This window comes from Pseudoflavonifractor phocaeensis (assembly GCF_016901955.1).
GTDB lineage: Bacteria > Bacillota > Clostridia > Oscillospirales > Oscillospiraceae > Flavonifractor > Flavonifractor phocaeensis_A.
Map to the genome: position 1 here is coordinate 24,013 of NZ_JACJLC010000020.1, position 24,940 is coordinate 48,952.

The 24,940-nt window shown below is 63.2% G+C and carries 22 protein-coding genes and 3 tRNA genes; 17 read left to right on the plus strand and 8 right to left on the minus strand.

The annotated features are described in order from the left end of the window. Nucleotides 1–41 precede the first annotated feature (41 nt). Nucleotides 42–791: a helix-turn-helix domain-containing protein gene (locus H6B51_RS06595; RefSeq protein ID WP_204882923.1), complete on the minus strand. Its 750-nt coding sequence runs from the start codon at nt 789–791 to the stop codon at nt 42–44. A gap of 265 nt (nt 792–1,056) precedes the next feature. On the opposite strand from H6B51_RS06595, the gene H6B51_RS06600 reads away from it, so the two are divergent. Then, nucleotides 1,057–2,814: an ABC transporter ATP-binding protein gene (locus H6B51_RS06600; RefSeq protein ID WP_204882924.1), complete on the plus strand. Its 1,758-nt coding sequence runs from the start codon at nt 1,057–1,059 to the stop codon at nt 2,812–2,814. A 25-nt stretch (nt 2,815–2,839) separates the two neighbouring features. Beyond that, on the plus strand, nt 2,840–3,946 hold the full coding sequence (locus H6B51_RS06605; protein WP_243421168.1) for a metallophosphoesterase: 1,107 nt from the start codon (nt 2,840–2,842) through the stop codon (nt 3,944–3,946). A gap of 202 nt (nt 3,947–4,148) precedes the next feature. Here the strand turns inward: H6B51_RS06605 and H6B51_RS06610 are convergent, their stop codons facing one another. Next, nucleotides 4,149–4,337, minus strand: coding sequence for a hypothetical protein (locus H6B51_RS06610; protein ID WP_204882926.1), 189 nt, complete (start codon nt 4,335–4,337; stop codon nt 4,149–4,151). A gap of 218 nt (nt 4,338–4,555) precedes the next feature. On the opposite strand from H6B51_RS06610, the gene H6B51_RS06615 reads away from it, so the two are divergent. Both H6B51_RS06615 and H6B51_RS06620 read left to right on the plus strand, forming a co-directional pair. Beyond that, nucleotides 4,556–4,906 carry an Asp23/Gls24 family envelope stress response protein gene (locus H6B51_RS06615; RefSeq protein WP_204882927.1) on the plus strand — a complete coding sequence of 117 codons (351 nt, stop codon included), beginning with the start codon at nt 4,556–4,558 and terminating at the stop codon, nt 4,904–4,906. Nucleotides 4,907–4,938: 32 nt separating this feature from the next. After that, nucleotides 4,939–6,609 carry a DAK2 domain-containing protein gene (locus H6B51_RS06620; protein WP_204882928.1) on the plus strand — a complete coding sequence of 557 codons (1,671 nt, stop codon included), beginning with the start codon at nt 4,939–4,941 and terminating at the stop codon, nt 6,607–6,609. Nucleotides 6,610–6,897: 288 nt separating this feature from the next. Here the strand turns inward: H6B51_RS06620 and prmA are convergent, their stop codons facing one another. The 3 genes from prmA to H6B51_RS06635 are packed head-to-tail and all read right to left on the minus strand — an operon-like array spanning nt 6,898 to nt 9,293. Further along, nucleotides 6,898–7,842, minus strand: coding sequence for a 50S ribosomal protein L11 methyltransferase (gene prmA / locus H6B51_RS06625; RefSeq protein ID WP_204882929.1), 945 nt, complete (start codon nt 7,840–7,842; stop codon nt 6,898–6,900). Further along, nucleotides 7,842–8,714, minus strand: coding sequence for a DegV family protein (locus tag H6B51_RS06630; protein WP_204882930.1), 873 nt, complete (start codon nt 8,712–8,714; stop codon nt 7,842–7,844). The genes prmA and H6B51_RS06630 overlap by 1 nt, the downstream gene beginning before the upstream one ends. 42 nt (nt 8,715–8,756) lie before the next feature. Further along, a complete protein-coding gene (locus H6B51_RS06635) occupies nt 8,757–9,293 on the minus strand; it encodes a DUF1836 domain-containing protein (RefSeq protein WP_204882931.1) in 537 nt (178 codons plus the stop codon). A 174-nt stretch (nt 9,294–9,467) separates the two neighbouring features. Between H6B51_RS06635 and H6B51_RS06640 the strand changes: the two genes are divergently transcribed. The 4 genes from H6B51_RS06640 to lepB all read left to right on the plus strand — a co-directional run bounded on the left by H6B51_RS06640 (nt 9,468) and on the right by lepB (nt 14,343). Next, complete coding sequence (locus tag H6B51_RS06640) at nt 9,468–10,250, plus strand: TIGR00282 family metallophosphoesterase (protein WP_204882932.1); 783 nt, start codon at nt 9,468–9,470, stop codon at nt 10,248–10,250. A gap of 170 nt (nt 10,251–10,420) precedes the next feature. Next, on the plus strand, nt 10,421–11,500 hold the full coding sequence (locus tag H6B51_RS06645; protein ID WP_204882933.1) for a metallophosphoesterase family protein: 1,080 nt from the start codon (nt 10,421–10,423) through the stop codon (nt 11,498–11,500). After that, complete coding sequence (locus H6B51_RS18055; RefSeq protein WP_204882934.1) at nt 11,497–13,701, plus strand: ATP-binding protein; 2,205 nt, start codon at nt 11,497–11,499, stop codon at nt 13,699–13,701. Before H6B51_RS06645 ends, H6B51_RS18055 begins: the two co-directional genes overlap by 4 nt. Nucleotides 13,702–13,749: 48 nt before the next feature. Continuing rightward, on the plus strand, nt 13,750–14,343 hold the full coding sequence (lepB, locus tag H6B51_RS06655; protein ID WP_204882935.1) for a signal peptidase I: 594 nt from the start codon (nt 13,750–13,752) through the stop codon (nt 14,341–14,343). Nucleotides 14,344–14,410: 67 nt separating this feature from the next. On the opposite strand, the gene H6B51_RS06660 is transcribed toward lepB, so the two are convergent. Genes H6B51_RS06660 through H6B51_RS06670 form a run of 3 tightly spaced genes read right to left on the minus strand, consistent with a single transcriptional unit; the run spans nt 14,411 to nt 17,103 of the window. After that, nucleotides 14,411–15,235, minus strand: coding sequence for a putative RNA methyltransferase (locus tag H6B51_RS06660; RefSeq protein ID WP_204882936.1), 825 nt, complete (start codon nt 15,233–15,235; stop codon nt 14,411–14,413). A gap of 27 nt (nt 15,236–15,262) precedes the next feature. Beyond that, a complete protein-coding gene (locus H6B51_RS06665) occupies nt 15,263–15,967 on the minus strand; it encodes a GNAT family N-acetyltransferase (RefSeq protein WP_204882937.1) in 705 nt (234 codons plus the stop codon). After that, nucleotides 15,964–17,103: a sensor histidine kinase gene (locus H6B51_RS06670; RefSeq protein WP_204882938.1), complete on the minus strand. Its 1,140-nt coding sequence runs from the start codon at nt 17,101–17,103 to the stop codon at nt 15,964–15,966. Before H6B51_RS06670 ends, H6B51_RS06665 begins: the two co-directional genes overlap by 4 nt. A 171-nt stretch (nt 17,104–17,274) precedes the next feature. On the opposite strand from H6B51_RS06670, the gene vanR reads away from it, so the two are divergent. From vanR to H6B51_RS06715, 9 genes are all read left to right on the plus strand, one after another. Next, complete coding sequence (gene vanR, locus H6B51_RS06675) at nt 17,275–17,967, plus strand: VanR-ABDEGLN family response regulator transcription factor (protein WP_204882939.1); 693 nt, start codon at nt 17,275–17,277, stop codon at nt 17,965–17,967. Nucleotides 17,968–18,056: 89 nt separating this feature from the next. Then, a tRNA-Met gene (locus H6B51_RS06680) sits at nt 18,057–18,133 on the plus strand. 66 nt (nt 18,134–18,199) lie between these two features. Beyond that, nucleotides 18,200–18,274: transfer RNA gene (locus H6B51_RS06685), tRNA-Glu, on the plus strand. 4 nt (nt 18,275–18,278) lie between these two features. Continuing rightward, nucleotides 18,279–18,354, plus strand: a tRNA-Val gene (locus H6B51_RS06690). A gap of 328 nt (nt 18,355–18,682) precedes the next feature. After that, nucleotides 18,683–19,135, plus strand: a complete 453-nt coding sequence (locus H6B51_RS06695; RefSeq protein ID WP_204882940.1) for a DUF4358 domain-containing protein — start codon at nt 18,683–18,685, stop codon at nt 19,133–19,135. Nucleotides 19,136–19,161: 26 nt separating this feature from the next. Then, nucleotides 19,162–20,373 carry a DHHW family protein gene (locus H6B51_RS06700; RefSeq protein WP_204882941.1) on the plus strand — a complete coding sequence of 404 codons (1,212 nt, stop codon included), beginning with the start codon at nt 19,162–19,164 and terminating at the stop codon, nt 20,371–20,373. 262 nt (nt 20,374–20,635) lie between these two features. Then, nucleotides 20,636–22,021, plus strand: a complete 1,386-nt coding sequence (locus tag H6B51_RS06705) for an MATE family efflux transporter (protein ID WP_204882942.1) — start codon at nt 20,636–20,638, stop codon at nt 22,019–22,021. Between the two features lie 178 nt (nt 22,022–22,199). Further along, a complete protein-coding gene (gene rpsO / locus H6B51_RS06710; protein ID WP_204882943.1) occupies nt 22,200–22,466 on the plus strand; it encodes a 30S ribosomal protein S15 in 267 nt (88 codons plus the stop codon). 185 nt (nt 22,467–22,651) lie between these two features. Next, nucleotides 22,652–24,802, plus strand: coding sequence for a polyribonucleotide nucleotidyltransferase (locus H6B51_RS06715; protein WP_204882944.1), 2,151 nt, complete (start codon nt 22,652–22,654; stop codon nt 24,800–24,802). The last annotated feature ends 138 nt before the right edge of the window (nt 24,803–24,940 follow it).

Sequence of the window (24,940 nt, forward strand, 5' to 3'; positions counted from 1 at the left end):
TTGGGGCCTGTTGCGTTATTTTGCAACAGGCCCATATGGGGTCACTGATATTTTTTCCCTACCACATACATGGGGATAAACAGCCCGCCCAGGGTAAGAGTCAGCACCACCGCCAGCTGGACCGCCGCCCACAGGGCGGGGCTGATGCCGCCCAGGAGCAACCCCACCAATGGCACTCCCGCCATGGCGCTGCAGCACCATACCCGGCCCACATTTACCATGTGGGGCCAGTTGCGGTTATTGATGGTCACCCCAGGCAGGTTCATCCGGATGGGCCCGTCGTGGAAAAAGGACATGGGGTACTGATCGTATAAGGGAGGCAGCCTGAGCAGGGCAAAAAAGCAGAAGTAGGCCCCGAAGCCCGCCCCCAGCAGCACCGGCGTGACCAGGCCCTCCATGGCCAGCCCCAGCCGCCAGCACAGCCACAGCTCCACACACCCGGCAGCCAGCGCCAGAACATACCACAGGGGCCACAGGCTTTTTTCCCCCCAGGCCCGCCGGGGTTTTTCCCCGGCATAGTCCAGGGCGGCGCGCACCACGCCGTCCACGTCCTCCGCCGCCATGTCCCGCTCCTGGCGGCGGCAGAGCAGCAGCTCGGTCACCGTCACCCCCAGCTCCTCCGCCAGAGGGATGAGCAGAGCAGTGTCCGGTATAGAGGCGCCGGTCTCCCACTTGCTCACCGCCTTGTCGGTAATGTGGAGCCGCTGGGCCAGCTCCTTCTGGGTATAGCCCTTGTCCTTCCGGAGACTGGCCACAAAGGCTCCGAAGGCCTGTCTGTCCACCTGGTACATACCATCACCTCACGCCTATCATACCGTCCCACCCGCCGTTTGGCAACCGAACGGCGGTAGAGTGGGCCAAATGTCCGACGCGAGGGCCCCCTTCATCCGTCATTTGCTCCGCAAATGCCACCTTCCCCCCAGTGGGGGGAAGGTCATGCGGGCGGATGATATCCGCCCCTACGATATCTCCTATCTCATCCCTGTCTCCTCGGTTGACAAGGTCGGAGGGAGCGGGATATACTATAAGGTAACGGATTTTTGAGAGGAGACCGACATGACCCATACCAAAGATTTCAAAAGCCGGGGGTATCTGAGGATATTCGCCTCCTATTACAAGCCCCACTGGAAGCTCTTCCTGCTGGACATGGTGTGCGCCCTGTGTATCTGCCTGGTGGACCTGCTCTTTCCCATGGTATCCCGGGCGGCCATGCAGGATCTGCTGCCCAATAAGCTGTACACCGCCTTTTTCGCCGTCATGGCCGCTCTGGCCCTGGCCTATGTGCTGAAAGGTGTTTTTTACTTCATCGTCACCTACTGGGGCCACCTGCTGGGGGTGCGGATGGAGGCGGACATCCGCCGGGACCTGTTCACCCATATGCAGGATTTGTCCTTCGCCTTTTACGACAAAAACCGCACCGGCCAGCTGATGAGCCGGGTCACCGGCGACCTCTTCGAGATCACCGAGCTGGCCCACCACGGCCCCGAGGACCTGTTTATCTCCTCGGTGACCATTCTGGGAGCCTTCGGCATCATGCTCACCATCCGGTGGCAGCTGGCTCTGGTGGTGTTTGCCGTCATCCCTATTTTCATCCTCTTCACCTCCCTCACCCGGAAAAAGATGATGAAAGCCTCCATCGAGGTGAAGGCCAAGCTGGCGGGGATCAACGGAGAGGTGGAGTCCTCCATCTCCGGCATGCGCACCGCCAAGGCCTTCGCCAATGAGGACGCCGAGAGCGCCAAGTTCAACGCCGCCAACGACCAGTTCCGGGGGGCCAAGCGGGGCTACTACCGGGTGATGGCCTTCTACCAGTCGGGAATGGAGTTTTTCATGGGTATCCTGTCGGTGGTGGTCATCGCCTTCGGCGGCTTCCTCATCATGAAGGAGCAGATGGACTTCATCGACCTGACCACCTTCGCCCTGTACGTCACCACCTTTATTACCCCCATCCGCAAGCTGTCCGCCTTTGTGGAGCAGTTCATGCAGGGCATGGCGGGCTTCAAGCGGTTCGTGGAGCTGATGCGGGTGGAGCCCGACATCCAGGACGCCCCCGACGCCCGGGAGCTCACTGGGGTGAAGGGGGACATTCTGGTGGACGACGTGACCTTCCGGTATGAGTCCTCCCCCGAGCCGGTGCTGGAGCACGTCACCCTCCACGTCAGCCCCGGAGAGACGGTAGCGGTGGTGGGCCCCTCGGGAGGCGGCAAATCCACCCTGTGCCAGCTCATCCCCCGGTTCTACGACGCCACCCAGGGCCGGATCCTGGTGGATGGCCAGGACGTGCGGGAGCTGAAGCAGCACTCCCTCCGGGCGCAGATCGGCATCGTCCAGCAGGACGTGTTCCTCTTTGCCGGCACCATTTACGACAACATCCGCTATGGCCGGCCTGACGCCACCGAGGCCGAGATCGTGGAGGCCGCCAAACGGGCGGAGATCTACGACGATATCATGGAGATGCCCAACGGCTTCCAGACCCAGGTGGGAGAGCGGGGCGTCATGCTCTCCGGCGGTCAAAAGCAGCGGGTATCCATTGCCCGTATCTTCCTGAAAAATCCTCCTATCCTCATTTTGGACGAGGCCACCTCTGCCCTGGACAGCGTTACCGAGGCCCGCATCCAGTCCGCCTTTGACGCCCTGGCCGTGGGCCGCACCACCCTCATCATCGCTCACCGGCTGTCCACCATCCGCTCGGCCCACCGTATCATCGTCATCGACGGCTGCGGCATCGCCGAGGAGGGCACCCATCAGCAGCTGATGGAACGGAATGGCGAATACGCAAAGTTGTATCAGGCGCAAAAATCAGTTTCCGTATAAGAAAGGAGTGTCAGCCGTGGGACAGATGGCCAGAATTGAGCGGCCCCAGCTGCCGCCGGGGCGGCGGGTGCTGGTGCTCAGCGACGTCCACGGCTGCCTGGGCCTGCTGAAAGGGGTGCTGGACCAGGCGGGGTACGGCCCCGACGATATCCTCATCTTTCTGGGGGACCTGGTGGAAAAGGGACCGGACAGCCTGGCCACGCTCCGATGGCTCATGGACCTGGCCGCCCGGCGGACGGTGTATTTCGTCCGTGGGAACTGCGACGACCTAGCGGTGGAGTTTGTAAAGCACCCCGCCGTCCGGCCGGAATTTTTTCACCACTACCTCAACATCTGGCGGGATCGGAGCCTGCTGCTTCAGATGGGGCGGCTGGCGGGCTTTCTGACCCACGGACCGGAGGATCTGCCCGGCCTGCGGCAGGTGATCCTGGCCCACTACCAGCCCGAGCTGGCCTTCCTGGACGCCATGCCCCACGTGCTCCTCACTCCTGACTATCTGTTCGTCCACGGGGGCGTGCCCGACGAGGACAAGCTGAACGAGACGCCCGCCTGGACCTGCATGAAAAATGACTTTTTCCTGGACCAGGGCCATACCTTCCGCCGGTGGTGTGTGGTGGGTCACACCCCTGTGACCCTCTACCGGCCGGAGATCCCCGCCAGCCGGCCTCTGGTGGCGGAGAGGCCCCGCATCGTGTCCATCGACGGGGGCTGCGGCCTCCAGCCCGACGCCCAGCTCAACGCCCTGGTGCTCCCCCAGGCCCCCGGCGGAGCTTTCACCTGGTTTGCCTATGACGGCCTGCCCGCCGCCGTGGCCCTGGACGGCCAGGAGGAAAGCCCCTCATCGGTAAACATCCGCTGGGGCCACAACCTGGTGAAGGTGGCGGAGCGGGGAGAGGCCCTGTGCCGCTGCTTCCACCCGGAGAGCGGCCGGCTGGTGGACATTCCCACCGGATTCCTGTACGCCTCCCCCCAGGGGACCCGGTGCAAAGAATCCACCGACTACCGGCCGAAGGTGTCCCCCGGAGACCGGCTGTCGGTGATCTGGCAGGGAACAGACCGGGCCCTGGTGAAAAAGGACGGGGTCACCGGCTGGTACTTTGGCCGGCTGGAGCCCGTGCGCGAAAAACCGTGACGTGGGAGCGGACATCGTCCTCCCAGTGCTGCCCGCCCGGTGTCAACCAGCGACAGGACCCCTCATCCGGCTCTGCGGGCCACCTTCCCCCCTGTGGGGGGAAGGTCATGGCTCCGTCCAGCTGCGTAGGGGCGGATATGATCCGCCCGCCCATCCGCAAAAAAAGGCCGCTGCCTGTGGCAGCGGCCTTTGCAGTAAATGGTTACTCCTCCCAGTCGGCGAAGTCCACGTCCTCCATGGCGCAGTCGTCGTCGCAGCCGGAGATCATGCTCTTGCCCTTGCAGAGCAGCTCCATGATCTTATCCCAGTATGCGACCACGGCGTAGATCACCGCGCCCAGCGCGGCCAGAGCGGCCAGCATCTTCACGATCAGAAAGAAATATTTTTTCATAGTCCAGACAGCCTCCTTTTGGTTGGTACACAAAATGCTGATGGGTACAGTGTACACGTTTCTGTGGAAAAATACAAGTGCGAGGTCATACTTTACCGAAACTTTTTTCCCTTGTATTTTGGGCAAAAATAGAATACAATAAAAGGACAATCAGTGGAATTCCCCCTGCTACGGCGGGGATCGCGGGTACACACCCCAGGAAAGGAAGGGACGCGTCTATGAAGCTGCAAACAGAACTGGGCGAGATCACCATCAGCAGCGAGGTATTTACCAACATCACCGGCGCCGCCGCCACCAACTGCTACGGCGTGAAGGGTATGGCCGTGCGCTCCAAGCGGGATGGCCTGGTCCACCTGCTCCGCCGGGAGTCTATGGGCAAGGGCGTCAAGGTCACCTACAACGAGGATTCCTCCGTCTCCATTGAGCTGCACATTATTGTGGACAACGGCGTCAACCTGATGGCGGTGAGCCGTTCCATCATGAGCGAGGTCCGCTATATCGTGCAGCGCACCACCGGCGCCACCGTGCGCAGCGTGGATGTTTGCATCGACTCCATGGTCATCGGCTGACGGGCCGTCCATCGAAAGGAAGGAACACAGACATGAGAGAGCGTATTGACGGAGCGTCTTTCGCCCAGGCCATCATCCATGCCGCGGCCGCCATCAACGTGCAAAAACAGCATATCAACGAGCTGAACGTATTCCCCGTTCCCGACGGCGACACCGGCACCAATATGGGCCTGACCATCGCCACCGCCGCCGCCGAGCTGAAGAAAAAGCAGCCCCGCACCGTGGGGGAGGCCACCGCCACCACCGCCTCCGCCCTGCTGCGGGGGGCCCGGGGCAACTCAGGGGTCATCCTGTCCCTGCTCTTCCGGGGCTTCTCCAAGGCAGTGAAGGACAAGGTGGAGATCGACGGCCGGGATCTGGCCATCGCCCTGGACTTTGGCGTGGCCGCCGCCTACAAGGCCGTCATGAAGCCCGCCGAGGGCACCATCCTTACCGTCTCCCGGCTGGCTGCCGCCCGGGCCGCCGACGCCGCCCGCAATTCCCCCAACGATCCGGAGGGCGTGCTGGAGGCCGCCATCGCCGAGGGGCAGGTGGCTCTGGAGCACACCACCGAGATGAACCCGGTTCTGAAAAAAGCCGGGGTGGTGGACGCTGGCGGCGAGGGCTTCCTGGTGATCCTCCGGGGCATGCTGGACTCCCTGCGGGGAGAGCCGCTGCCCGAGGGGGCCGAGGAGAGCAAGGCCGAGCAGAAGACCGACTATGCCGCCATTGCCGCCGAGGAGATCACTTTTACCTTTGACACGGTGTTCATCGTCCGTAAGACCACCAACAAGGAGCTGACCTCCTTTGAAGCCTATCTGAACAGCATCGGCGACAGCCTGGTCATCGGAGAGGACGACGACTGCTTCAAGGTCCATGTCCACACCGACATCCCCGGCGCCGCCCTCACCGAGGCCCAGAAGTACGGCACCCTGGAGCTGGCCAAGATCGAGAACATGCGCACCCAGGCGGAGGATCTGGCCGCCGGACGGCACATCCAGAGCACCGACGACCTGGAGGACGACCACCAGGAGGAGAAGGGCCGGGTCATCGCCGCCCCCGAGAAGAAGTACGGTGTGGTCACCGTGGCCGCCGGCGAGGGGCTGGCCGCCGTGTTCAAGGACCTGGGGGCCGACGGGGTCATCAGCGGAGGGCAGACCATGAACCCCTCCACCGACGACATTATGAAGGAGATCGACGCCACACCGGCGGAGATCGTCTTTGTGCTCCCCAACAACAAGAATATCATTATGGCCGCCGAGCAGTGCGTCCGGCTGGCCGAGGGCAAGCAGGTGGTGGTGCTCCCCACCAAGTCCATCCCCCAGGGCATCTCCGCCCTGATGGTCATGGACCCGGAGGCCTCTCAGGAGGACAACGTGGCCGCCATGACCGAGGCTTTGAGCAAGGTCACCACCTCTGAGATCACCTACGCCGCCCGGGACTCCGACTTTGACGGCTTTGCCATCAAGCGGGGAGACTACCTGGCCCTCACCGAGCACCAGCTCTTTGGCACCGACCGGAAGATCGAAAAGCTGCTCCGCCGCCTGGCTGAGGCCGACGCCCAGCAGTCCGCCGAGTTCATCAACATCTTCTACGGAGAGGACGTGTCCGAAAAGGAGGCCCAGAAGGCCCTGGAGCTCTTTACCCAGTGCTGCCCCAATGCCGAGATTACCCTGCTGGCGGGCGGTCAGCCGGTGTACTACTATATGATCTCCGCCGAATAAAACCGGATAAAAAAAGCTGCCGCTTGGTGAAAGCGGCAGCTTTTTTATTGCCAGGATCGGAAACGAGACGGGGACCGCCGGGCGGACGATATCCGCTCCTACGCGCCCAATTCGTCCGTAGGGGCGGGTCCCAGACCCGCCCGACGTGACGAGGTGGGGATCGGCGCGGCGGGCCGCCGGGGACGCCGGCCCCTACGACAGCTGCCGCGACGGGGCGGCCAACGTATCGCCGGGCGACCACAAGGGTCGCCCCTACGATATCTCCTATCTTCTAACTCCTGACTCCATTCACCCTTTCCGGGCAGCCAGAGACACCCAACCCTTTTCCTCCCGGCGGCGGAACACCTTCAGGCCGTTGCGCTCCAGGGCGGCCTGGACCTCTCCGGCCCGGGTATCAATGATGCCGGAGCACAAAAACACCCCGTCCTCTGTCAGGTAATCCCCCGCCTTGGCGGACAGGGGAATGATCACATCGGCCACGATGTTGGCCAGCACCAGGGGATACCGCTGCCGGCCCAGCTCTGCGGCCAGGGCCTTGTCAGACAGCACATCCCCCGCCCGGACGGTATACCGGTCCTTTCCAATGCCGTTGAGGGCGGCGTTTTCATAGGCCACGTCGGCGGCCTTGGGGTCGATATCCACCGCAACGGCGGCGGAGGCCCCCAGGTTGAGAGCGGCAATGGACAAAATACCGCTGCCGCAGCCCAGGTCCAGCACCGGCTGGCCGGGGACGGTGTACTCCTCCAGCCCCATGAGACACAGCCGGGTGGAGGAGTGGCTGCCGGTGCCGAAGGTGAGCCCCGGGTTCAGGTACACCGGCACCTTGCCCTGGGGCATTTCCTGGCCCCGCTCCCACTCTGGCACGATCCACAGCCGTTCTCCCACCGCCATGGGCTTATAATATTTCTGCCAGCTGTGGGCCCAGTCGTTCTCCCCCAGCACGGCGGTGGAATAGGGCAGATCCACGCCCTCCATCCACTGGACCAGCTGGGCCCGGCCGTGAGCGTCGTCGGTGACATAGAACTTCACCCGGCACACGCCCCGCATCCGCTCCAGCAGCTCCTCGTCCACATAGTCCCAATATTGCCGGTTTTGCTCCAGAAACTGCTTGAAATCCTCTTCGTCCTCGATGGAAAACCCGTTGACCCCGTTGCCGGTGAGCCGGGCGCACAGAGCCTCCAGCCCGGCCCGGGGGGTGTCCACCGTGACCTCCAGCCACTTGATATCCTCCATCAGCGTTTACTCCCCAGGAAGAACAGGGCCACGGTGCCCGGCCCCGAGTGGGCGCCGATCACCGGTCCCACATAATTGATGATGACGGTCTCCACCCCAAAGCGTTGCCGCACGTCCTGGGCCACCTTCTGGGCGTCAGCCAGGCAGTCGCCGTGGCTGATAAAAATAACCTGGTCCTTCAAATCCAGGACGGTCTCCTCCATGTGGTCCACCAGAGCCTTCAGGGAGGCCCCCCGGCCCCGGGCGGTGCCCACCTTGATGAGATGCCCCTCGTCGTCCACATGCATCACCGGCTTGATGGACAGCATGGTACCCAGCACAGCGGTGGCCGCCGAGATCCGGCCCCCCCGCTTGAGGAACATCAGGTCATCCACAGTGAACCAGTGGCACAGGTTCAGCTTGTGCTCCTCCACCCAGGTCCGGACCTCCTCCAGGCTTTGGCCCGCCTTCCGCCGCTGGGCGGCGTACCACACCAGCAGGCCCTGGCCCAGGGAGGCGCACAGGGTGTCCACCACCGCCACCGTCCGGTCAGGATACTGCTCGGACAGGTCGTGGGCGGCGATCCGGGCGGAGTTGCAGGTGGTGGACAGGCCGGAGGAAAAAGCCAGCACCAGCACGTCCTTCCCCGCCTTCAGGATGGGCTCAATGGCGTCAGTATAGTCCCCCACGTTGATGGCGGAGGTGGTGGCCAGCCCTCCATCCCGCAGCCTCTGGTAGAATTTGGCCGGGTCCATCTCCCGGTTGTCCGGCCAGTTGCGATAGGTCTTTTCCTCCATGGTGAAGGACAGGGGGAGCACCTCCACCTCCAGCTCTGCCACCAGTTCCGCCGACAGATCGGCGGAGGAATCGGTTAAAATCACATAATCTGCCATATTATCAATAACCTCCTGTGATATCCTCTCTCGATAATACAATCAGGACTTGCCTTTTTGCTTCTTCTCCGACTGGGGCTCCTTGGCCCGCAGCAGCTCCAGGATCCGCTGGCAGGCCAGTTTGTCCGCGTAACTGCGCAGGGCCAGGGACATGGCCAGGCCGGGCAGGTCCTCCTCCGCCGCCAAGGGATCCAGGGAGCCGGAGGTCACATCCAGGGCCCGGTCCAGCTCCATACGGAACAATTCATACATCTCCCGGGACTCATGGCCCCTGGCCGCCGCCGCCAGCAGCAGGCCCGCGTCCTTCACCGACAGCACCTGCTTCAATGCGCACAAGGCGGTGAGGTAAGCCAGGTGGGTGCGGGAGTATCGTTTGCCCTCCGCCCGGGGCATGGCCCCATCCTTAATATAATTGTTCACCATAGCGGAGGTAAGGGCCTCCCCCTCGCCGTAGTGGATGAGCTGTCGGGGCATATAGTTGATGAGCTGATCCATATACAGGCCGATGTCGGGGAAGCCCTCCCACTCCACCGGGCGCTCCCGCTCCAGCCGTTCCTTCAGCTCGCTGATCTCCTCCATATCAGGTCCCCCTTTCTGGTTTTCATAATCATATGATGTGGTTTTTCCATTATTATATCACAGGCACTTTGGGGAAGTAAAGGGTCATTGGCCCCCCAAGAAAGAACGATTGCCCTTTTCGCCAAAATCACATATAATGTTTGTATTGCGCCAACACAGAGAGGAAGACCTGATATGAAGCTGAACGTACTGGCCGTGGGAGATGTGGTAGGAGACGCCGGGCTGGACTGCCTGACCCGCCACCTCCGCAGCCTGAAAAAGCGGGTGGACGCCCACTTTACCGTGGTCAACGGGGAAAACGCCTCGGGGGTGGGCATCCTGCCCCGGCAGGCCCGGGAGATCTTTGACGCCGGGGCCGACGTGATCACCCTGGGCAACCACACCTGGAACCGCATCCAGATCGCCGACTTTCTGGACAGCGACCGCTATACCCTCCGCCCCGCCAACTATACCAACCGGGTGCCCGGCCGGGGCTGGGGGGTGTACGACGGGCCAAAGGGCCTGCGCATCGGGGTGATGAATCTGATCGGCCGGTGTGAAATGGACAGCAATTTTGAAAATCCCTTTACCACCGCCGACCGGATCTTAAAGCGGATGGAGGGCGTGGACGTGGTGCTGGCCGACTTCCACGCCGAGGCCACCAGCGAAAAGGGGGCCATGGGCTTTTACCTGGACGGCCGGGTCCAGGCCCTGTGGGGCACTCACACCCACGTGCCCACCGCCGACACCCGGATCCTGCCCAAGGGGCTGGGGTTCGTCACCGACCTGGGCATGACCGGCCCGGACCTCAGCGTGCTGGGCATCCGGCCGGAGCAGGCCATCAACCGCTTTTTGGGGGGGCTGCCCCGGCGGTTCGAGCAGGCCGACGGCCCCTGCCGCCTGGACGCTGTGCTCTTCGTCATCGACACCGACCAGGGCAGATGCGTGGAGGTGGCCCGGGTGGACATCCGGGACTAATCGCCGTCTTCCACAAATACGGGCCATCCGTTGACCTTCCCCCTGAGGGGGACGGTGGCATTTGCCCAGCAAACGCCGGATGAGGGGAATGGACGGACAGCCGCTTTCGCAGGGCCTGCCGTTTCCCCACCGGTCAGAACTCATGATCCCATTGGGAAAGGAAACGATTTATGCTGAAATTGATCCACGGGGCGGACTTCCATCTGGACGCCCCCTTTGGGGCCCTGCCCCCGGACAAGGCCAGGCAGCGCCGGGCCGAGCAGCGGCAGCTGCTGACCCGGCTGGCCGACCTGGCGGAAGAGGAACAGGCCGACCTGGTGCTGCTGGCCGGCGACCTGCTGGATGGAGGGCAGACCTATCAGGAGACGGTGGAGCTGCTGGCCCGCACCCTGGGGGGGCTGGGGGTGCCGGTGTTCATCGCCCCCGGCAACCACGACTGCTATGACCCCCGCTCGGTGTACGCCGGGACCGCCTGGCCGGACAACGTCCACATTTTCACCTCGGTTGGGGTGGAGAGCGTGGCGCTGCCCCAGCTGGGCTGCGTAGTCCACGGGGCAGCCTTCACCACCCCCCAGGCCGACCGCTCCCCGCTGATGGGCTTTACCGCCCCCGCCGACGGGCTGCGCCACCTGATGGTCCTCCACGGGAACGTGGAGGGCAAGGGCCGCTACGGCCCCATCGACCGGGGAGACATCGCCGCCAGCGGCCTGGACTATCTGGCCCTGGGCCATATCCACAGCTATTCCGGCCTGCAAAAGGCGGGGGAGACCTGGTGGGCCTACCCCGGCTGCCCCGAGGGCCGGGGCTTTGACGAGACGGGAGACAAGGGCGTGCTGGTGGTTACCCTGGGGGAGCGGCGGGAGGATCTCACCGCCCGGTTCGTCCCTCTGGCGGGCCGCCGGTACGAGATCGTGGAGGTAGACGTCACCGGGGCGGAGAACGCCGCCGACGCCCTTCGGGACGCCCTGCCCGCCACACCGTCGGAGGACATCTGCCGCCTGGCTCTCACCGGCCAGCGGGATTTTGCCGCCCCCGACCTGAACGCCCTGGCCGCTCTGGCCCAGCCCTGGTATTTTTCCGTCTCCCTGCGGGACTACACCAGGGAACGCCGGGACCTGTGGGCCCGGGTGCGGGAGGACAGCCTCACCGGCCTGCTGCTGCGCTCCCTGAAGGAGCGTGGCCCCGACCATGAGCTGGCCGCCCGGTTTGCCCTGGCGGCGCTGGAAAACGGGGAGGATCCATATCCATGATCATCAAAGCCATGAAAGCCACCTTCGGAGGCCTGGACCACCGGGAGCTCACCCTGAAGGAGGGTCTGAACATCATCCAGGCTCCCAACGAGGGGGGCAAGTCCACCTGGGCCGCCTTCCTGCGGGCCATGCTCTACGGCATCAACACCAAGGAGCGGGACAAGCAGAACTACATCGCTGAGAAAAACCGCTACCAACCCTGGTCCGGCGCCCCCATGGAGGGTGTGGTAGAGCTGGAGTGGAAGGGTCAGGCCATTACCCTCCGCCGGGGGCCCAAAGGAAACACCCCCTTCGGCAAATTTGAGGCGGTGTACACCGGCACAGAAGAGCCGGTGCCCGGCCTGACGGGGGACACGGTGGGGGAGGCCCTCACCGGCGTGCCCCGGGAGGTCTTTGAGCGCTCCGCCTTTGTGGGACAGGGCGGGGCCGCCATTGACGGCGCCCCCGCCCTGGAGGCCCGCATCGCCGCCCTGGCCTCCAGCGGGGAAGAGGACGTGTCCTACTCCCAGGTGGAGCGGCGGCTGCGGGACTGGCTCAACCGCCGCAAGCACAACAAGACCGGCCTGATCCCCCGCCTGGAGGGAGAACTGAACCAACTGGAGGAGCTGGAGGCCCGCCACGCCAAGGCCTTCCGGCTGGCCCAGGAGGCCAAGCGGGAGGTGGACAAGCTCCAGGAGGAACAGAAGCTGCTGGAGGCCGAACGGGACGCCCACCTGGCCCGGGCCATGGAGGCCCGCCGGAGGCGGTGGGAGGAGGGCCAGGCAGCCCTGGCCCAGGCCAGGGACCAGGTGGAGACCCTGGAGGCCGAGCTCAACCGGTACGGGGCCCCGCCGGACAAGGAAGTGCTCCAGCAGGCCCAGGGGGAGCTGAACCAGCTCAACGCCCTCCACACCAGCCGGAAGGGGGCTGAGGCCCGGCTGGAGGAGGCCAGCGCCGCCGCCCGGCAGGCCGCCGCCAAAGCGGAGGACCCTCTGTTCCCCGGTATGACCCCCGACCAGGCCTGGGAGCAGGCCAGTGACGACGCCCAGGCGGCGGGGGAGGCCCCCCGCTGCGGCGGACTGTATGCGGTGGGGGCGGCCGCCCTGGCCCTGGCCGCCGGCTCGCTGGTCTTGTCCTTTACAGAGGTGCTGCCCGCCCCCTGGATGGGGGGCGTGGCCTGCGGCGTGCTGGTGGGGATCGGCGTGTGTCTGTTCGTGGCCGCCGCTTTCCGGAAAAAGCGGGCAGCCTCCGCCGGAGCCCAGGTGCTGGAACGCTATGGGGCCCAGACCCCCCAGGACATCCTGGCCCGGGCTAACGCCTACCGGGAGGCCCAGGTGGTGGCCGACCAGGCCGCCCGGCAGAAGGAGAGCGCCCAGGCCGACCTGGACGCCCTCATCGCCCGGGACGAGGCCACCCGCAAGGCCCTGCTGGAGCTGGTGCGCCCCTTTGCCCCCACGGTGAAGGACACCTTTGGGGTGTCCGCCGCCCTCTCCCGGGCCCTGAGCCTGGAGGAGCGGCTGGCCACCGCCCGGGTGAAGCTGGAGGGGGCCCGTCAGCTGGCCGACAGCCTGCCCGCCCCTCAGGAGGGACTTGCCGACCCCGGGGTGGAACCCCGGTACGATCCCGCCGAGACCGCCCGCCGGCTGGAGGCGGGGGCGGCGGAGCTCTCCCGGCTGCGCAGCGGCCTGGCCATGGCCCTGGGGGAGCTGAAGACCATGGGAGACCCCGCCGAGCTGGAGAGCCGCCGGGAGGCCCTCACTGAGGAGCTCTCCCGCCGCCGGGCGGAGCACGCCGCCCTGGAACAGGCTCTGGCCGCCCTGGAAACCGCTCACGCCGGACTCCAGGCCCGATTCTCCCCCTCTCTCAACCAGCGGGCCGGGGAGCTGCTGGCCAAACTCACCGGCGGGAAGTACGACGCTGTCTCCCTCACCCGGCAGTTTGAGGCCCTTGCGGAGGAGGCCGGCGGTCTCCAGCCCCGGCGGGCCCTGGCCCTGTCCCAGGGGACGGCGGATCAGCTCTACCTGGCGGTACGGCTGGCAGTGTGCCAGCTGGTGCTGCCGTCGGAGGAGCCCTGCCCCCTGGTACTGGACGACGCCCTGGCCAACTTTGATGACAGCCGCATGGCCCTGGCCCTGGAGGCCCTGGCGGAGCTGGGGAAAGAACGGCAGATCCTGCTGTTCACCTGCCACAGCCGGGAAGCTGCCTGGTTGGCGGCACAGTAGCTTGCATTTTTCCACCAAGCGGGGTATAATGTTTGCTATTCCAACGGTATGGAGTTGATCATATTGGCAAAGGAACAGGAACTGTCCGGGCGGGACGCCCTGAAGGTAGACCTGTATTTCTGGCTACAGGCTCTGGTGATGGTGCTGGTGGCCCTGATCCTTATTTTCACCTTTATCGGCCGCATCATCGGTGTGGACGGCTCTTCCATGTACCCCACCCTCCACCACGGGGATATGCTGCTCCTCCAGAGTATCGGCTACACCCCCAAGCAGGGGGATGTGGTGGTGCTCACCAAGGAGTTTGACGCCGCCGACGGCCCCATCGTCAAGCGGGTCATCGCCGTGGGAGGGCAGCACGTGGACATCGACTACGCCGCCGGCACCGTGTCGGTGGACGGCCAGGTGCTGAATGAGCCCTACATCAATGAGGCCATGCGGGAGCCCTACTACGAGAACCTGACCTCAGTGGACGTGCCCGAAGGGTCCATCTTCGTCATGGGAGACAACCGCAACAATTCCTCCGACAGCCGGGACGTGACTCTGGGCACGGTGGACGAACGGTATGTGCTGGGCCGGGCCCTATGGGTCATCCTGCCTTTTCAGGATTTTGGAGGCATTACCCACGGCGTGACCACGAATTGACAAAAGAAAAAACCTGCCGCTTACGGCAGGTTTTTTCTTTTGTCCTTGTAAGCGAAACAAAGGAGCTTTACCCGTTCCGCCGGAACACATGGACCCGAAAGGAGGCCCGGACGGTAAGGGTGTCCAGCTTTGCCAGCCGCTCAGCTCCTTCCCTGGGGGTCTTCCAGAAGTAGGGGGTCATACGGAACAGGTCAGCCAGGGCCCGGCCCTCCACGTCGATGTCCCGCTCCACCTTCACGATATCCAGATAGGTAAACCCCTGATAGGGGATGGCCTCCTCCGGGTTGCGATAGGGCTTGTCGTACAGCACTTCCTTCAGCTCCCACAGGTGGTCAGGGGCGGGCACCACGTAGAGAAACACCCCGCCGGGAGCCAGCACCCGGTAAAACTCCTCCGCCGCCAGGGGGGAAAAGCAATTGAGCAGCAGGTTTGCCCTGCCGTCGGCCACCGGCAGGCGGTAGGCAGAGGCCACGGCAAACTCCACCTGACGGGTGCGCTTGGCCGCCCAGCGCAGGCAGAATTTGGAGATATCCACCCCCGCCATGGTCGCCCGCCGGCCGGCGGCGGACAGGGCCTCATGGAGCCCGGCGGTATAGTATCCCTCGCCGCAGCCCGAGTCCACCACCGCCGGGTCCTCCCCGGTATGGGCCAGGGCCAGCTCCTCCAGAGCGGCCCGCAGGTGACTGTAATATCCTCCGGACAAAAACCGGCTGCGGGCGGCGGCCATCTCCTTGTCATCTCCCGGGGCTTTGGAGTGCTTACGGTTGGCGGGGAGGAGATGGACATACCCCTCCTTGGCAATGTCAAAGCTGTGCCGGTTGGGGCAGGTATAGGCCTCCTCCCCCCGGGTCAGGGGAGAAGCGCAGACGGGACAGCGAAACAGGCTCACCATTAGATGCACTCCTTTTGTAAATTAGGCTCAGAAGAGCCAGAACAGCCGCTCCCGGGACAGGGTCATGCCCGCCTTGCGCTGGAGGGCTAAAGAGGGGCCGTTATCGGTAAAGACCTGGCCATAGGGGTATTTCCCCTCCTCCAGAGCCAGAGCCACGATTCCCCGAAGCAGGGCCTCTCCCACGCCCTGGCGGCGGTAGGGGGGCAGCACCTCCAGCATACCAATGGAGCCCTCCACATGAAAGCTGACAAACCCAGCGGGCTCTCCCGCCACAAAGGCTCCCAGCATCCCCCGGTCAGCAGCCTCCTCCATATAGGGCAGTCCGCCGAAAGAGTGACTGTAGTGCGCCTCCGCCCAGGGAGCCCAGGACCGGTCCAGCCGCCGCAGCTCCCCACCAAAGGGGAGGGGAGAGGGAGGCTTCTCCTCCAGCCAGGCCGACTGATAGCAGATCTGCTGGTTGTGAAAGCCGAAATGGACGGCCAGCCTGTCCTTATACCACATCTGATGGCCCGTGAGGATGGTACACCCCTCCATCCGGGGGAGCATCTCCTCCAGGGCGGCGGGAGTGTGGGCGTCCACGAACCATACCTCGCTGGGCGGGTCGTACAGCAGCACCCCGCCGGCCCCCGCCCACACCACCTGGGCGGTGCCCCGGCGCAGGACCTCCAGCATGTCCAGATAGAGCAGTCGATTCCCGTTGAGCCGGGCCAGAACGGTCTCTCTCAGGTTCATTTTCGTCCCCCCTTGTACAGGGGCAGGTCAATGATGAAGCTGGTAAGCTGGCCGTTGCTCTCGCACCGGATGGCCCCTCCGTGTCGCTCCACGATCTCCTTGGCAATGGCCAGGCCCAGCCCCGCCCCGCCGGTGCTGGAGGAGCGGGCGGCGTCCAGCCGGTAGAATTTCTCAAAGATGTGGGCCAGCTCCCCCTCGGGGATCTCCAGGCCCTGGTCCCGGATGGTGATCTCGGCCTGACTGCCCACCGCCCGGGCCACCACGTCCACCTGGCCCCCGGGGATGGAGTAGCTGACGGCGTTGCGCAGCACGTTGTCAAAGACCCGGGCCAGCTTGTCCGGGTCCCCCCGGACCACCAGGTGGGGCTGGATGTCAGGGGCGCACACCAGGTTCTTATCGGTAAACTGGGGATAAAATTCATCGGCCAGCTGCTCCAGCAGCACGGAGAGCTGAATGGGCACCTTTTCCTCCAGGCCTCCGTCCAGGTCCATTTTGGTGATGTCGAAAAACTCCCCCAGCAGCTCCTCCAGCCGGAGGGCCTTGTCCAGGGCGATGCCGGTAAACTTGGCCCGGCGCTCCGGGTCCAGCTCCGCCCCGTCGTTGAGCAGGGTGAGATAGCCCACCACCGAGGTGAGGGGGGTTTTCAGGTCGTGGGCCAGAAAGGCCACCAGATCCCCCCGGCGCTGCTCCAGCTCCCTGGCCGACCGCTCCCGGGCGGCCAGCTGGGCCCGGATCACGTTCAGGTCGTTCTGGATGGGGGCCAGCTCCCGGGAGAGGGCCACCGGCTCCTGGCTGGACTCCATCACCCGGCGGGTGGCCGAGCGCACCTCCTCCAGCCAACGGGTGAACCGGCCCATGGCCAGATAAAAGGCCACCAGCATGAGCACCATGACGCACAGGGTGAGAATCTCCTGCTTGTTGTCCCGGATGGCAGTCTGGTACAGGCTGGCGGCAGCCTCCGGGCTCTGGCCGAAGAGGGTCTGGGCCGCCCACAGGAAGAACCGGGCGAAGGGGTCCTGGAGCACCCCGTCCACCACCACCTCCAGCAAAAACATTCCCACCGCCCCGGCGACGATGGTGCCCGCCACCACCAGCAGCAGCATTTTCAGTTTCAGGCGGGTATATTTCCCCTTCATAGGCCCTCCTTTTCGGCTACCGGCCGGCGGTTTTCCCCATTGTACCACCGGATTGTGGAAAAGTCATCCCGGAGATGTGGCTCAACTATTATGTTTTTATTACGTTTTCCCCCGTCCCTTGACGGGAGAGGGCCCGGCCCGGTATAATCTGAGCCGAAAGGAGGGAGCGCCGTGGACGCCAGGATCTTAGTGGTGGACGACGAGCCCGAGATCGCCGATCTGGTGGAGGTCTATCTGCAAAGCGAGGGGTGCACCGTCTATAAGTGCAACAGCGGCAGCGAGGCTCTGGGCGTGGTAAAGAGCAAGCCGGTGGATCTGGCCATTTTAGACGTGATGCTCCCCGATATCAGCGGCTTTACCCTCTGTGGGGAGATCCGCCGGGAGCACCATTTTCCCGTACTCATGCTCACCGCAAAAACGGGGGATATGGACAAGATCACCGGCCTGACCATCGGGGCGGACGACTATATTACCAAGCCCTTCAACCCCCTGGAGCTGATGGCCCGGGTGAAGGCCCAGCTGCGGCGGTACACCCGGTACAACGAGGCCGACAAGGGGGAGAGCCGGGACATCCTGGATTTCAACGGCCTGGTCATCAACCGCTCCACCCATGAGTGCACCCTGTATGACAAGGAGCTCAACCTCACCCCCATCGAATTCGACATCCTGTGGATGCTCTCGGAAAACCGGGGCCAGGTCATCTCCGCCGAGCGGCTGTTTGAGACGGTGTGGGGGGAGAAATATCTGGACCGGAACAACACCGTCATGGTCCACATCCGCCGACTGCGGGAGAAAATGGGGGAACCCTCCCGGAATCCCCGGTTTATCAAGACCGTGTGGGGCGTGGGCTACAAGATCGAATAAAATTTTCTTCAAAAATTTTCGGGAAAACCGTTGACAAACAAGAAGCCTTCGGCTATACTATCTCTTGCCCTGTTCATCCGGGTAAAAACGGCGGCATAGCTCAGTTGGCTAGAGCATACGGTTCATACCCGTAGTGTCCCCGGTTCAAATCCAGGTGCCGCTACCATGACCCAAAAGACGGCCGGCGCCGTCTTTTGGGACACCCCTTTCGGTACCGGCCGCTTGGCAGCATGGCCCGTTGGTCAAGTGGTTAAGACACCGCCCTTTCACGGCGGTAACACGAGTTCGAGTCTCGTACGGGTCACCAATATGGAGGCGTAGCTCAGCCGGTAGAGCACTTGCTTCACACGCAAGGGGTCACAGATTCGAGTTCTGTCGTCTCCACCATGAAACAGAGCCTGTTGCACACAGCGCAGGCTCTGTTTTATTTTGCCCGCGGCCTCGCGGGTCATTTCATTATGGAAACCGCTGGCGTTTCAGCACGCCAGTGACTGCCCTGGAAGTTTACGGCTGGCACTTTGGTTTTTTGTTATATTTTATTTTTCCATTTGTAACTTTGCTAAGGTTTTTGTAACTTGACTGCAACCCGCCGGTGTACTATCATGAAACAAGAGTATTTGACATGAATTGAGCTTTTCCGCCAATCTGCTGCCGGGTTTTGGAATAAGAGTGTTATGTCAACAAAAATCACCCATCCACGAAAGGAAGCACCACCATGAACATCAAGCCCCTGCTCCTGGGACTGTGTACCGCCGCCCTGGCGCTGACCACCCTCACCGCCTGCGCACAATCGAACCCGACACTTGACGCCAATGCCGCCCTGGATGCGCTGCTGCATGATGTTCAATATGACGGCGCCCTGCTGGACATCAGCGACAACGCCCAATATTATTTTTCCGGCCTGCCCGATGGTACCGCCGTCACAATGTACACTGCCCAAGGCACCTCCTCCGACCAGGTCATCCTGTTTGAGGCCAAGCAGCAGCAGGATGTGCCCGTCATTGAGGAGCTGATCCAGACCCATCTGAACAGCCTGTCCCAGCAGGCCGCCAACTACATGCCGGAGGAGGTGTCCAAAATCAAAGACGCCCTCATCTACACCAATGATGTTTACGTGCTCCTCTGTATCACCGAAGACACTGCCACCGCCAAAGAGCTCCTGCCATAGTACATTATATCAGAAGGGGAACGCGCATGAGCAAATCTTCAAACAAGAACCTGACCACGGGACAACGGAAACGGCGCAGGCAGGGATGGATCATGGGATTTATTCTGGCCGCCGTCCTCATTTCGGCCTGCACGCTGGCCGCATATAAGCTTACCGACCACTATTTGGCCCAGGCCTACACGCCGGATATGGAGGCCGCCGGGACCCCCGGCATTCCCGGACAGCCAGATGCCAGTACGCCGTCCCAGGAGGATCCGCCAGAGCAGGGCTCCTCTGAAACGGGCCAACAGCAGGACGACTACCCGACTCTCTTGAGCCAGTCCGGTACGTACACCACCTACGCTGAGACAAACCAGATCCGGGTGGACAATCAGGCCTTCAATCTGTGCGCCTACAACCAGGGCACCGCCGCCTCCTATGCCCAACTGGTCAGCGCGGCGGCGGATCAACTGGCCGGACAGACCAACGTGTATTCTCTCCCCATCCCCACCGCCTACGGTGTCACACTGCCGGACGACATCCGGGAGCAGCTCCCCTATTACATCGATCAGGGCGAGAGCATCCAAACCACCTTTAACAACATGTCGGACAACGTGATCCGGGTCAACTGCTACGACAATCTGATGCGCCACCGGGACGAGTACCTCTATTTCCGCACCGACCACCACTGGAATGGCCGGGGGGCCTATTATGCCTATGAGGCGTTCTGTCAGTCCAAGGGCATTGCCCCATATTCCCTGGACCAGCGGGAGGAGGTCGCCTTTGACGGGTTCCTGGGTACCCTGTACTGGGGCAACGGCAAAGATCCTCAGCTGCTCCCCGCGGACACCGTCTACGCCTACAAGCCGTACAGCAAGTCGGCCACCATGGTCTGCTACGACAAGGACGGAACCCCCACCAAATGGCCCATCATCTCCGATGTGTCCCAGTGGGCGGCTTCCTCCAAATACAACACCTTTGCCGGCAGCGATCACCCCCTGACTGTGTTCCAGAATCCGGATGTGACCGACGGTTCGGTGTGCATCGTGGTGAAGGAATCCTTTGGCAACGCTCTGATGCCCTATCTGGTGGATCATTACAGCACCGTTTACGAGATCGATTTCCGCTATTGGCAGGGCGATCTGGTGGAATACGCCAGAGAGCAGGGCGCGGATGACCTGATCTTCGCCAACAACATCATGATGATCAGCACCGGCCTGCTGGTGGGCTCCCTCAGCAATATCATCCCCACAAGCTAAATACCCTGCTTACCCAAGGGCCTGTTGCAACATAACGCAACAGGCCCCAATTTTGTCATCCTGAGCGCTAGCGAAGGATCTTTCCTGCCGATTTATCCGTCACAGAAAGATTCTTCGCCCCTTTGGGGCTCAGAATGACAGCGGGATTCTATTTCGCGGCAGCCTCGTTTTCGCCCTCTTGCCTTTCCAACCCAAACCGTGTACAATCGTCTCTGCGGCCCAGGCCTTGTGCCGCCAGATTTCTGTCATGGAGGGATACCCGATGCGTCTGTCCCAGCCGGTGGGCGACATTACCCAGGGAGTGATCTGGAAACAGATCCTGGCCCTGTTCTTTCCCCTGTGGTTTGGCACCTTCTTTCAGCAGCTGTACAACACGGTGGATACCGTAGTAGTGGGCCAATTCGCGGGCAAGGTAGCTCTGGCCGCCGTGGGAGCCACCGGGCCCATCGTCAACCTGACGGTGGGCATCTTTACCGGCCTGGCCGCCGGGGCGGTGGTGGTCATTGCCCAGCGGTTTGGCGCCCGGATAGGAGAGGAGGTCCACCACAGCGTCCATACCGCCATGCTGCTGGCAGTGCTCATCGGAGCCTTTTTTATGGTGATAGGCTTTGTGCTCACCCCCTGGTCCCTCAGAGCCATCGACACCCCCGCCGCCGCTCTGTCCGACGCCATTCTTTATCAGCGGGTGTACTTTTTGGGTATGATCCCCAACGTGGTATACAACATGGGCACCGGCGTACTCCGGGCTATCGGGGACTCCAAACGGCCCCTGTACTTCCTCATCGCCGCTTCTCTGTGCAACATCGTTCTGGACCTGCTGCTGGTGCTGGTGATCCCCCTGGGGGTACTGGGGGTAGCCATCGCTACCGTCACCTCCCAGGCCCTGTCGGCGGTGCTGGTGGTGATCTCCCTCATGCGGGCGGCGGGCCAGCCCTACCAGCTCTTTCCCGCCGCCCTGGCCATCCGCCGCCGGCCCCTGGCCGCCATCCTGAAGGTGGGGGTACCCACCGCCCTCCAGTCGGTGATGTACTCCGCCTCCAACATCGTCATCCAGTGGGCCATCAACTCCTTTGACACTGACGCCGTGGCCGCCTGGACCGCCTACGGCAAAATGGACATCCTGTTCTGGATGACCATGACCGCCCTCTCCCAATCCCTCACTACCTTTGCCGGGCAGAACTACGGGGCGGGGAAATACGACCGGCTGCGCCGGGGGGTAGGGGTGTGCACCGGCATGAGCGCCGGCATCACTTTGGTGATGAGCGCCATCCTGGTGATCTTTGCCCGGCCCATTCTCACCCTCTTCACCCCCGACGCCGACGTGCTGGAGATCGGGGTGGAGATGGTCGCCTTCCTGGCCCCCTGCTATATCACCTACATCCTGGTGGAGCTGTTGCCCGGCGCCATGCGGGGGGCAGGCAAGTCCCTGGTGCCCATGCTCATCTCAGTGTTCGGGGTGTGCGGCCTGCGGCTGGCCTGGCTCTTTTTGGCGGTGCCCCGGGTCCACACCATCATCATGGTGGAGGCCAGCTACCCCATCACCTGGACGGTTACCTCCCTGGCCCTGCTGGTGTACTACAGGTGGGGCGGCTGGCTCAAGCCCCCCGTATCCGGCGGGGCAGCCCCCCAGACATCAGGGCGGCCCTAAAAAAACGTCAAAAAAACCCCCGTAAAAATCCGAATGAGTCCTTTACAACCAGGTAAAACTATGATAAACTGTTTTAGTCTGTGAGCAGACGCCAACTCTACCCCGGACTTCGTCTCCCGGCTCACACCGGCCGGTCACGCAGCCCGCGGGCACATTGTATGAAAGGTGGAACAAAACCATGATCCGCAAGGACGAAAAGACTGCTGTTATCGAGGCCAACCGCACCCATCCCACTGACACCGGCTCTCCCGAGGTGCAGATCGCCATTCTCACCGCCCGCATCCAGGAGCTCACCGAGCACCTGAAGATCCACAAGCACGACAACCACAGCCGCCGGGGCCTGCTGAAGATGGTCGGTAAGCGCCGCAAGATGCTGGACTACCTGATGAGCAAGGATATCGAGCGGTATCGTGCCATCATTGCCAAGCTGGGCATCCGTAAGTAATTGTATTTTGATAGGGGTGGCGCGGAACACCGCGCCACCCCTTATCACCATCACCCACCCCATTCCTCAGAGCGTGCTTTTAGCAGTTGAACCTGGGCCCGGAGAGAGAGGCGGACCTGGCTTCAAGTGCTAAAAGAGTCAGGCTCTGACGAATGGGAAACACCAACGAAAAGGAGGATTTCCCCATGTCAACCGTGATCAAGCACAAGGAATTCACCCATCACAAGGTTTACAAGACCGAAGTGGCGGGCCGCCCCCTGACCATTGACGTCGGCAAGGTGGCCGAGCTGGCCTCCGCCTCCGCCATGGTCACCTACGGCGAGACCACCGTGCTGGTGGCCGTCACCGTGTCCCCCCGTCCCCGGGACGGCGTGGACTTCTTCCCCCTGAGCGTGGACTTTGAGGAGAAGCTGTACGCCGTGGGCCGCATCCCCGGCTCCTTCATGCGCCGGGAGGGCCAGCCCTCTCTGCCCGCCGTGCTGGCCAGCCGTGTCATCGACCGGTCCATCCGGCCCCTGTTCCCCTACGACTTCCGCAACGACGTGGTGGTCACCGCCACCGTCATGAGCGTGGACCGGGACTGCTCTCCCGAGGTCACCGCCATGATCGGCGTGTCCGCCTGCCTGGCCTTCTCCCCCATCCCCTGGGCCGGCCCCATCGGCTGCCTGGAGGTGGGCTATGTGGACGGCCAGATCGTCTTTAACCCCACCAACGAGCAAAAGCACAACTCCCAGCTGGACCTGACCGTGGCCGCCACCGACAAGAAGGCGGTCATGATCGAGGCCGGCGCCAAGGAGCTGCCCGACGATATCATGTACGACGCCATCGTGAAGGCCCACGAGGAGATCAAGAGCCAGGTGGCCTTCATCAACAACATCGTCTCCGAGATCGGCAAGGAGAAGATGACCTACGACCACGCCGATTTTGACCAGGAGCTCTTTGACAAGATCGTGGAGGCCACCATGGATGAGGCCCGCGCCGCCATGGACACCGACGACAAGAACGTCCGGGAGGAGCGGTGGAACGCCCTCATCGAGCACTGGCATGAGCTCTTCCTGGCCGACTATCCCGAGATGGACAAGTACCTGGAGGAGATCACCTACAAGTTCCAGAAGAAGATCGTCAAGGCCTGGCTGCTGGAAGGCCACCGTGTGGACGGCCGGGCCAAGAACGAGATCCGGCCCCTGGCCGCCGAGGTGGGCGTGCTGCCCAAGGTACACGGCTCCGGCCTCTTTACCCGTGGTCAGACCCAGGTGCTCTCCGTGTGCACCCTGAACACCCTCTCCGCCGCCCAGAAGCTGGACACCATCTGGGAAGAGGAAGAGAAGCGGTATATGCACCACTACAACTTCCCCTCCTACTCCGTGGGCGAGGCCCGGGCCGCCCGGTCCACCAACCGCCGGGAAAAGGGCCACGGCGCCCTGGCTGAGCGGGCCCTGGAGCCCGTCATCCCCTCCGTGGAGGACTTCCCCTACGCCATCCGGGTGGTGAGCGAGGTGCTCTCCTCCAACGGCTCCACCTCCCAGGGCTCCATCTGCGGCTCCACCCTGGCCCTGATGGACGCCGGCGTGCCCATCTCCGCCCCCGTGGCCGGCATCTCCTGCGGCCTGATCCAGGACGATGACGGCGGCTTTACCACCTTCATCGACATCCAGGGCGTGGAGGACTTCCACGGCGAGATGGACTTCAAGGTGGCCGGCACCAAGGCCGGTATCACCGCCATCCAGATGGATATCAAGAACGACGGCCTGTCCCACGCCATCATTAAGGAGGCCCTGGAGATCACCAGGGACGCCCGGTACGCCATCCTGGACGAGATCATGCTGCCCTGCATCGACAAGCCCCGTCCCGACGTGGCCGACACCGCTCCCAAGATGGTCAAGATGAAGATCGACGTGGACAAGATCCGTGAGGTCATCGGCTCCGGCGGCAAGGTCATCCAGAAGATCTGTGCCGACACCGGCGCCAAGATCGACATCGAGGACGACGGTACCATCTACATCGCCGGTACCGACAAGGCCTCCTGCGACGCTGCCAAAAAGACCATCGAGACCATCGTATTCGTGCCCGAGGTGGGCGCCCTCTACTACGGCAAGGTGGTGCGCATCCTCCAGTTCGGCGCCTTCGTGGAACTGGCCCCCGGCAAGGACGGCATGGTCCACATCTCCAAGCTGGCCGAGCGCCGGGTGGAGAAGGTGGAGGACGTGGTCAACATCGGCGACATGATCTGGGTCAAGGTCACCGATATCGACGAGAAGGGCCGGGTCAACCTGTCCTATCGGGACGCCCTCCGGGAGATCAAGGCCAAGAAGGCCGCCGGCGAGCCCATCAAGTAAATCCTGTTTTGCCTGTATCAGGGCCGCCGGAGATCCTCCGGCGGCCCTTTTTGCGCCCCTGACCTTCCCCCCACAGGGGGGAAGGTGGCCCGCAGGGCCGGATGAGGGGGCGTCCCGGCAGAGCAGGCGGGTGGGGCG

Coding starts and splice junctions, on each gene's coding strand:
- H6B51_RS06600 (WP_204882924.1), top strand. CDS start 1,057: ATGACCCATACCAAAGATTTCAAAAGCCGGGGGTATCTGAGGATATTC.
- H6B51_RS06660 (WP_204882936.1), bottom strand. CDS start 15,235: ATGGTGAGCCTGTTTCGCTGTCCCGTCTGCGCTTCTCCCCTGACCCGG.
- H6B51_RS18055 (WP_204882934.1), top strand. CDS start 11,497: ATGATCATCAAAGCCATGAAAGCCACCTTCGGAGGCCTGGACCACCGG.
- H6B51_RS06645 (WP_204882933.1), top strand. CDS start 10,421: ATGCTGAAATTGATCCACGGGGCGGACTTCCATCTGGACGCCCCCTTT.
- H6B51_RS06705 (WP_204882942.1), top strand. CDS start 20,636: ATGCGTCTGTCCCAGCCGGTGGGCGACATTACCCAGGGAGTGATCTGG.
- H6B51_RS06595 (WP_204882923.1), bottom strand. CDS start 791: ATGTACCAGGTGGACAGACAGGCCTTCGGAGCCTTTGTGGCCAGTCTC.
- H6B51_RS06715 (WP_204882944.1), top strand. CDS start 22,652: ATGTCAACCGTGATCAAGCACAAGGAATTCACCCATCACAAGGTTTAC.
- H6B51_RS06700 (WP_204882941.1), top strand. CDS start 19,162: ATGAGCAAATCTTCAAACAAGAACCTGACCACGGGACAACGGAAACGG.
- H6B51_RS06695 (WP_204882940.1), top strand. CDS start 18,683: ATGAACATCAAGCCCCTGCTCCTGGGACTGTGTACCGCCGCCCTGGCG.
- H6B51_RS06640 (WP_204882932.1), top strand. CDS start 9,468: ATGAAGCTGAACGTACTGGCCGTGGGAGATGTGGTAGGAGACGCCGGG.
- H6B51_RS06635 (WP_204882931.1), bottom strand. CDS start 9,293: ATGGAGGAGATCAGCGAGCTGAAGGAACGGCTGGAGCGGGAGCGCCCG.
- H6B51_RS06620 (WP_204882928.1), top strand. CDS start 4,939: ATGAGAGAGCGTATTGACGGAGCGTCTTTCGCCCAGGCCATCATCCAT.
- H6B51_RS06615 (WP_204882927.1), top strand. CDS start 4,556: ATGAAGCTGCAAACAGAACTGGGCGAGATCACCATCAGCAGCGAGGTA.
- H6B51_RS06605 (WP_243421168.1), top strand. CDS start 2,840: ATGGCCAGAATTGAGCGGCCCCAGCTGCCGCCGGGGCGGCGGGTGCTG.
- rpsO (WP_204882943.1), top strand. CDS start 22,200: ATGATCCGCAAGGACGAAAAGACTGCTGTTATCGAGGCCAACCGCACC.
- H6B51_RS06665 (WP_204882937.1), bottom strand. CDS start 15,967: ATGAACCTGAGAGAGACCGTTCTGGCCCGGCTCAACGGGAATCGACTG.
- H6B51_RS06610 (WP_204882926.1), bottom strand. CDS start 4,337: ATGAAAAAATATTTCTTTCTGATCGTGAAGATGCTGGCCGCTCTGGCC.
- lepB (WP_204882935.1), top strand. CDS start 13,750: ATGGAGTTGATCATATTGGCAAAGGAACAGGAACTGTCCGGGCGGGAC.
- H6B51_RS06670 (WP_204882938.1), bottom strand. CDS start 17,103: ATGAAGGGGAAATATACCCGCCTGAAACTGAAAATGCTGCTGCTGGTG.
- prmA (WP_204882929.1), bottom strand. CDS start 7,842: ATGGAGGATATCAAGTGGCTGGAGGTCACGGTGGACACCCCCCGGGCC.
- H6B51_RS06630 (WP_204882930.1), bottom strand. CDS start 8,714: ATGGCAGATTATGTGATTTTAACCGATTCCTCCGCCGATCTGTCGGCG.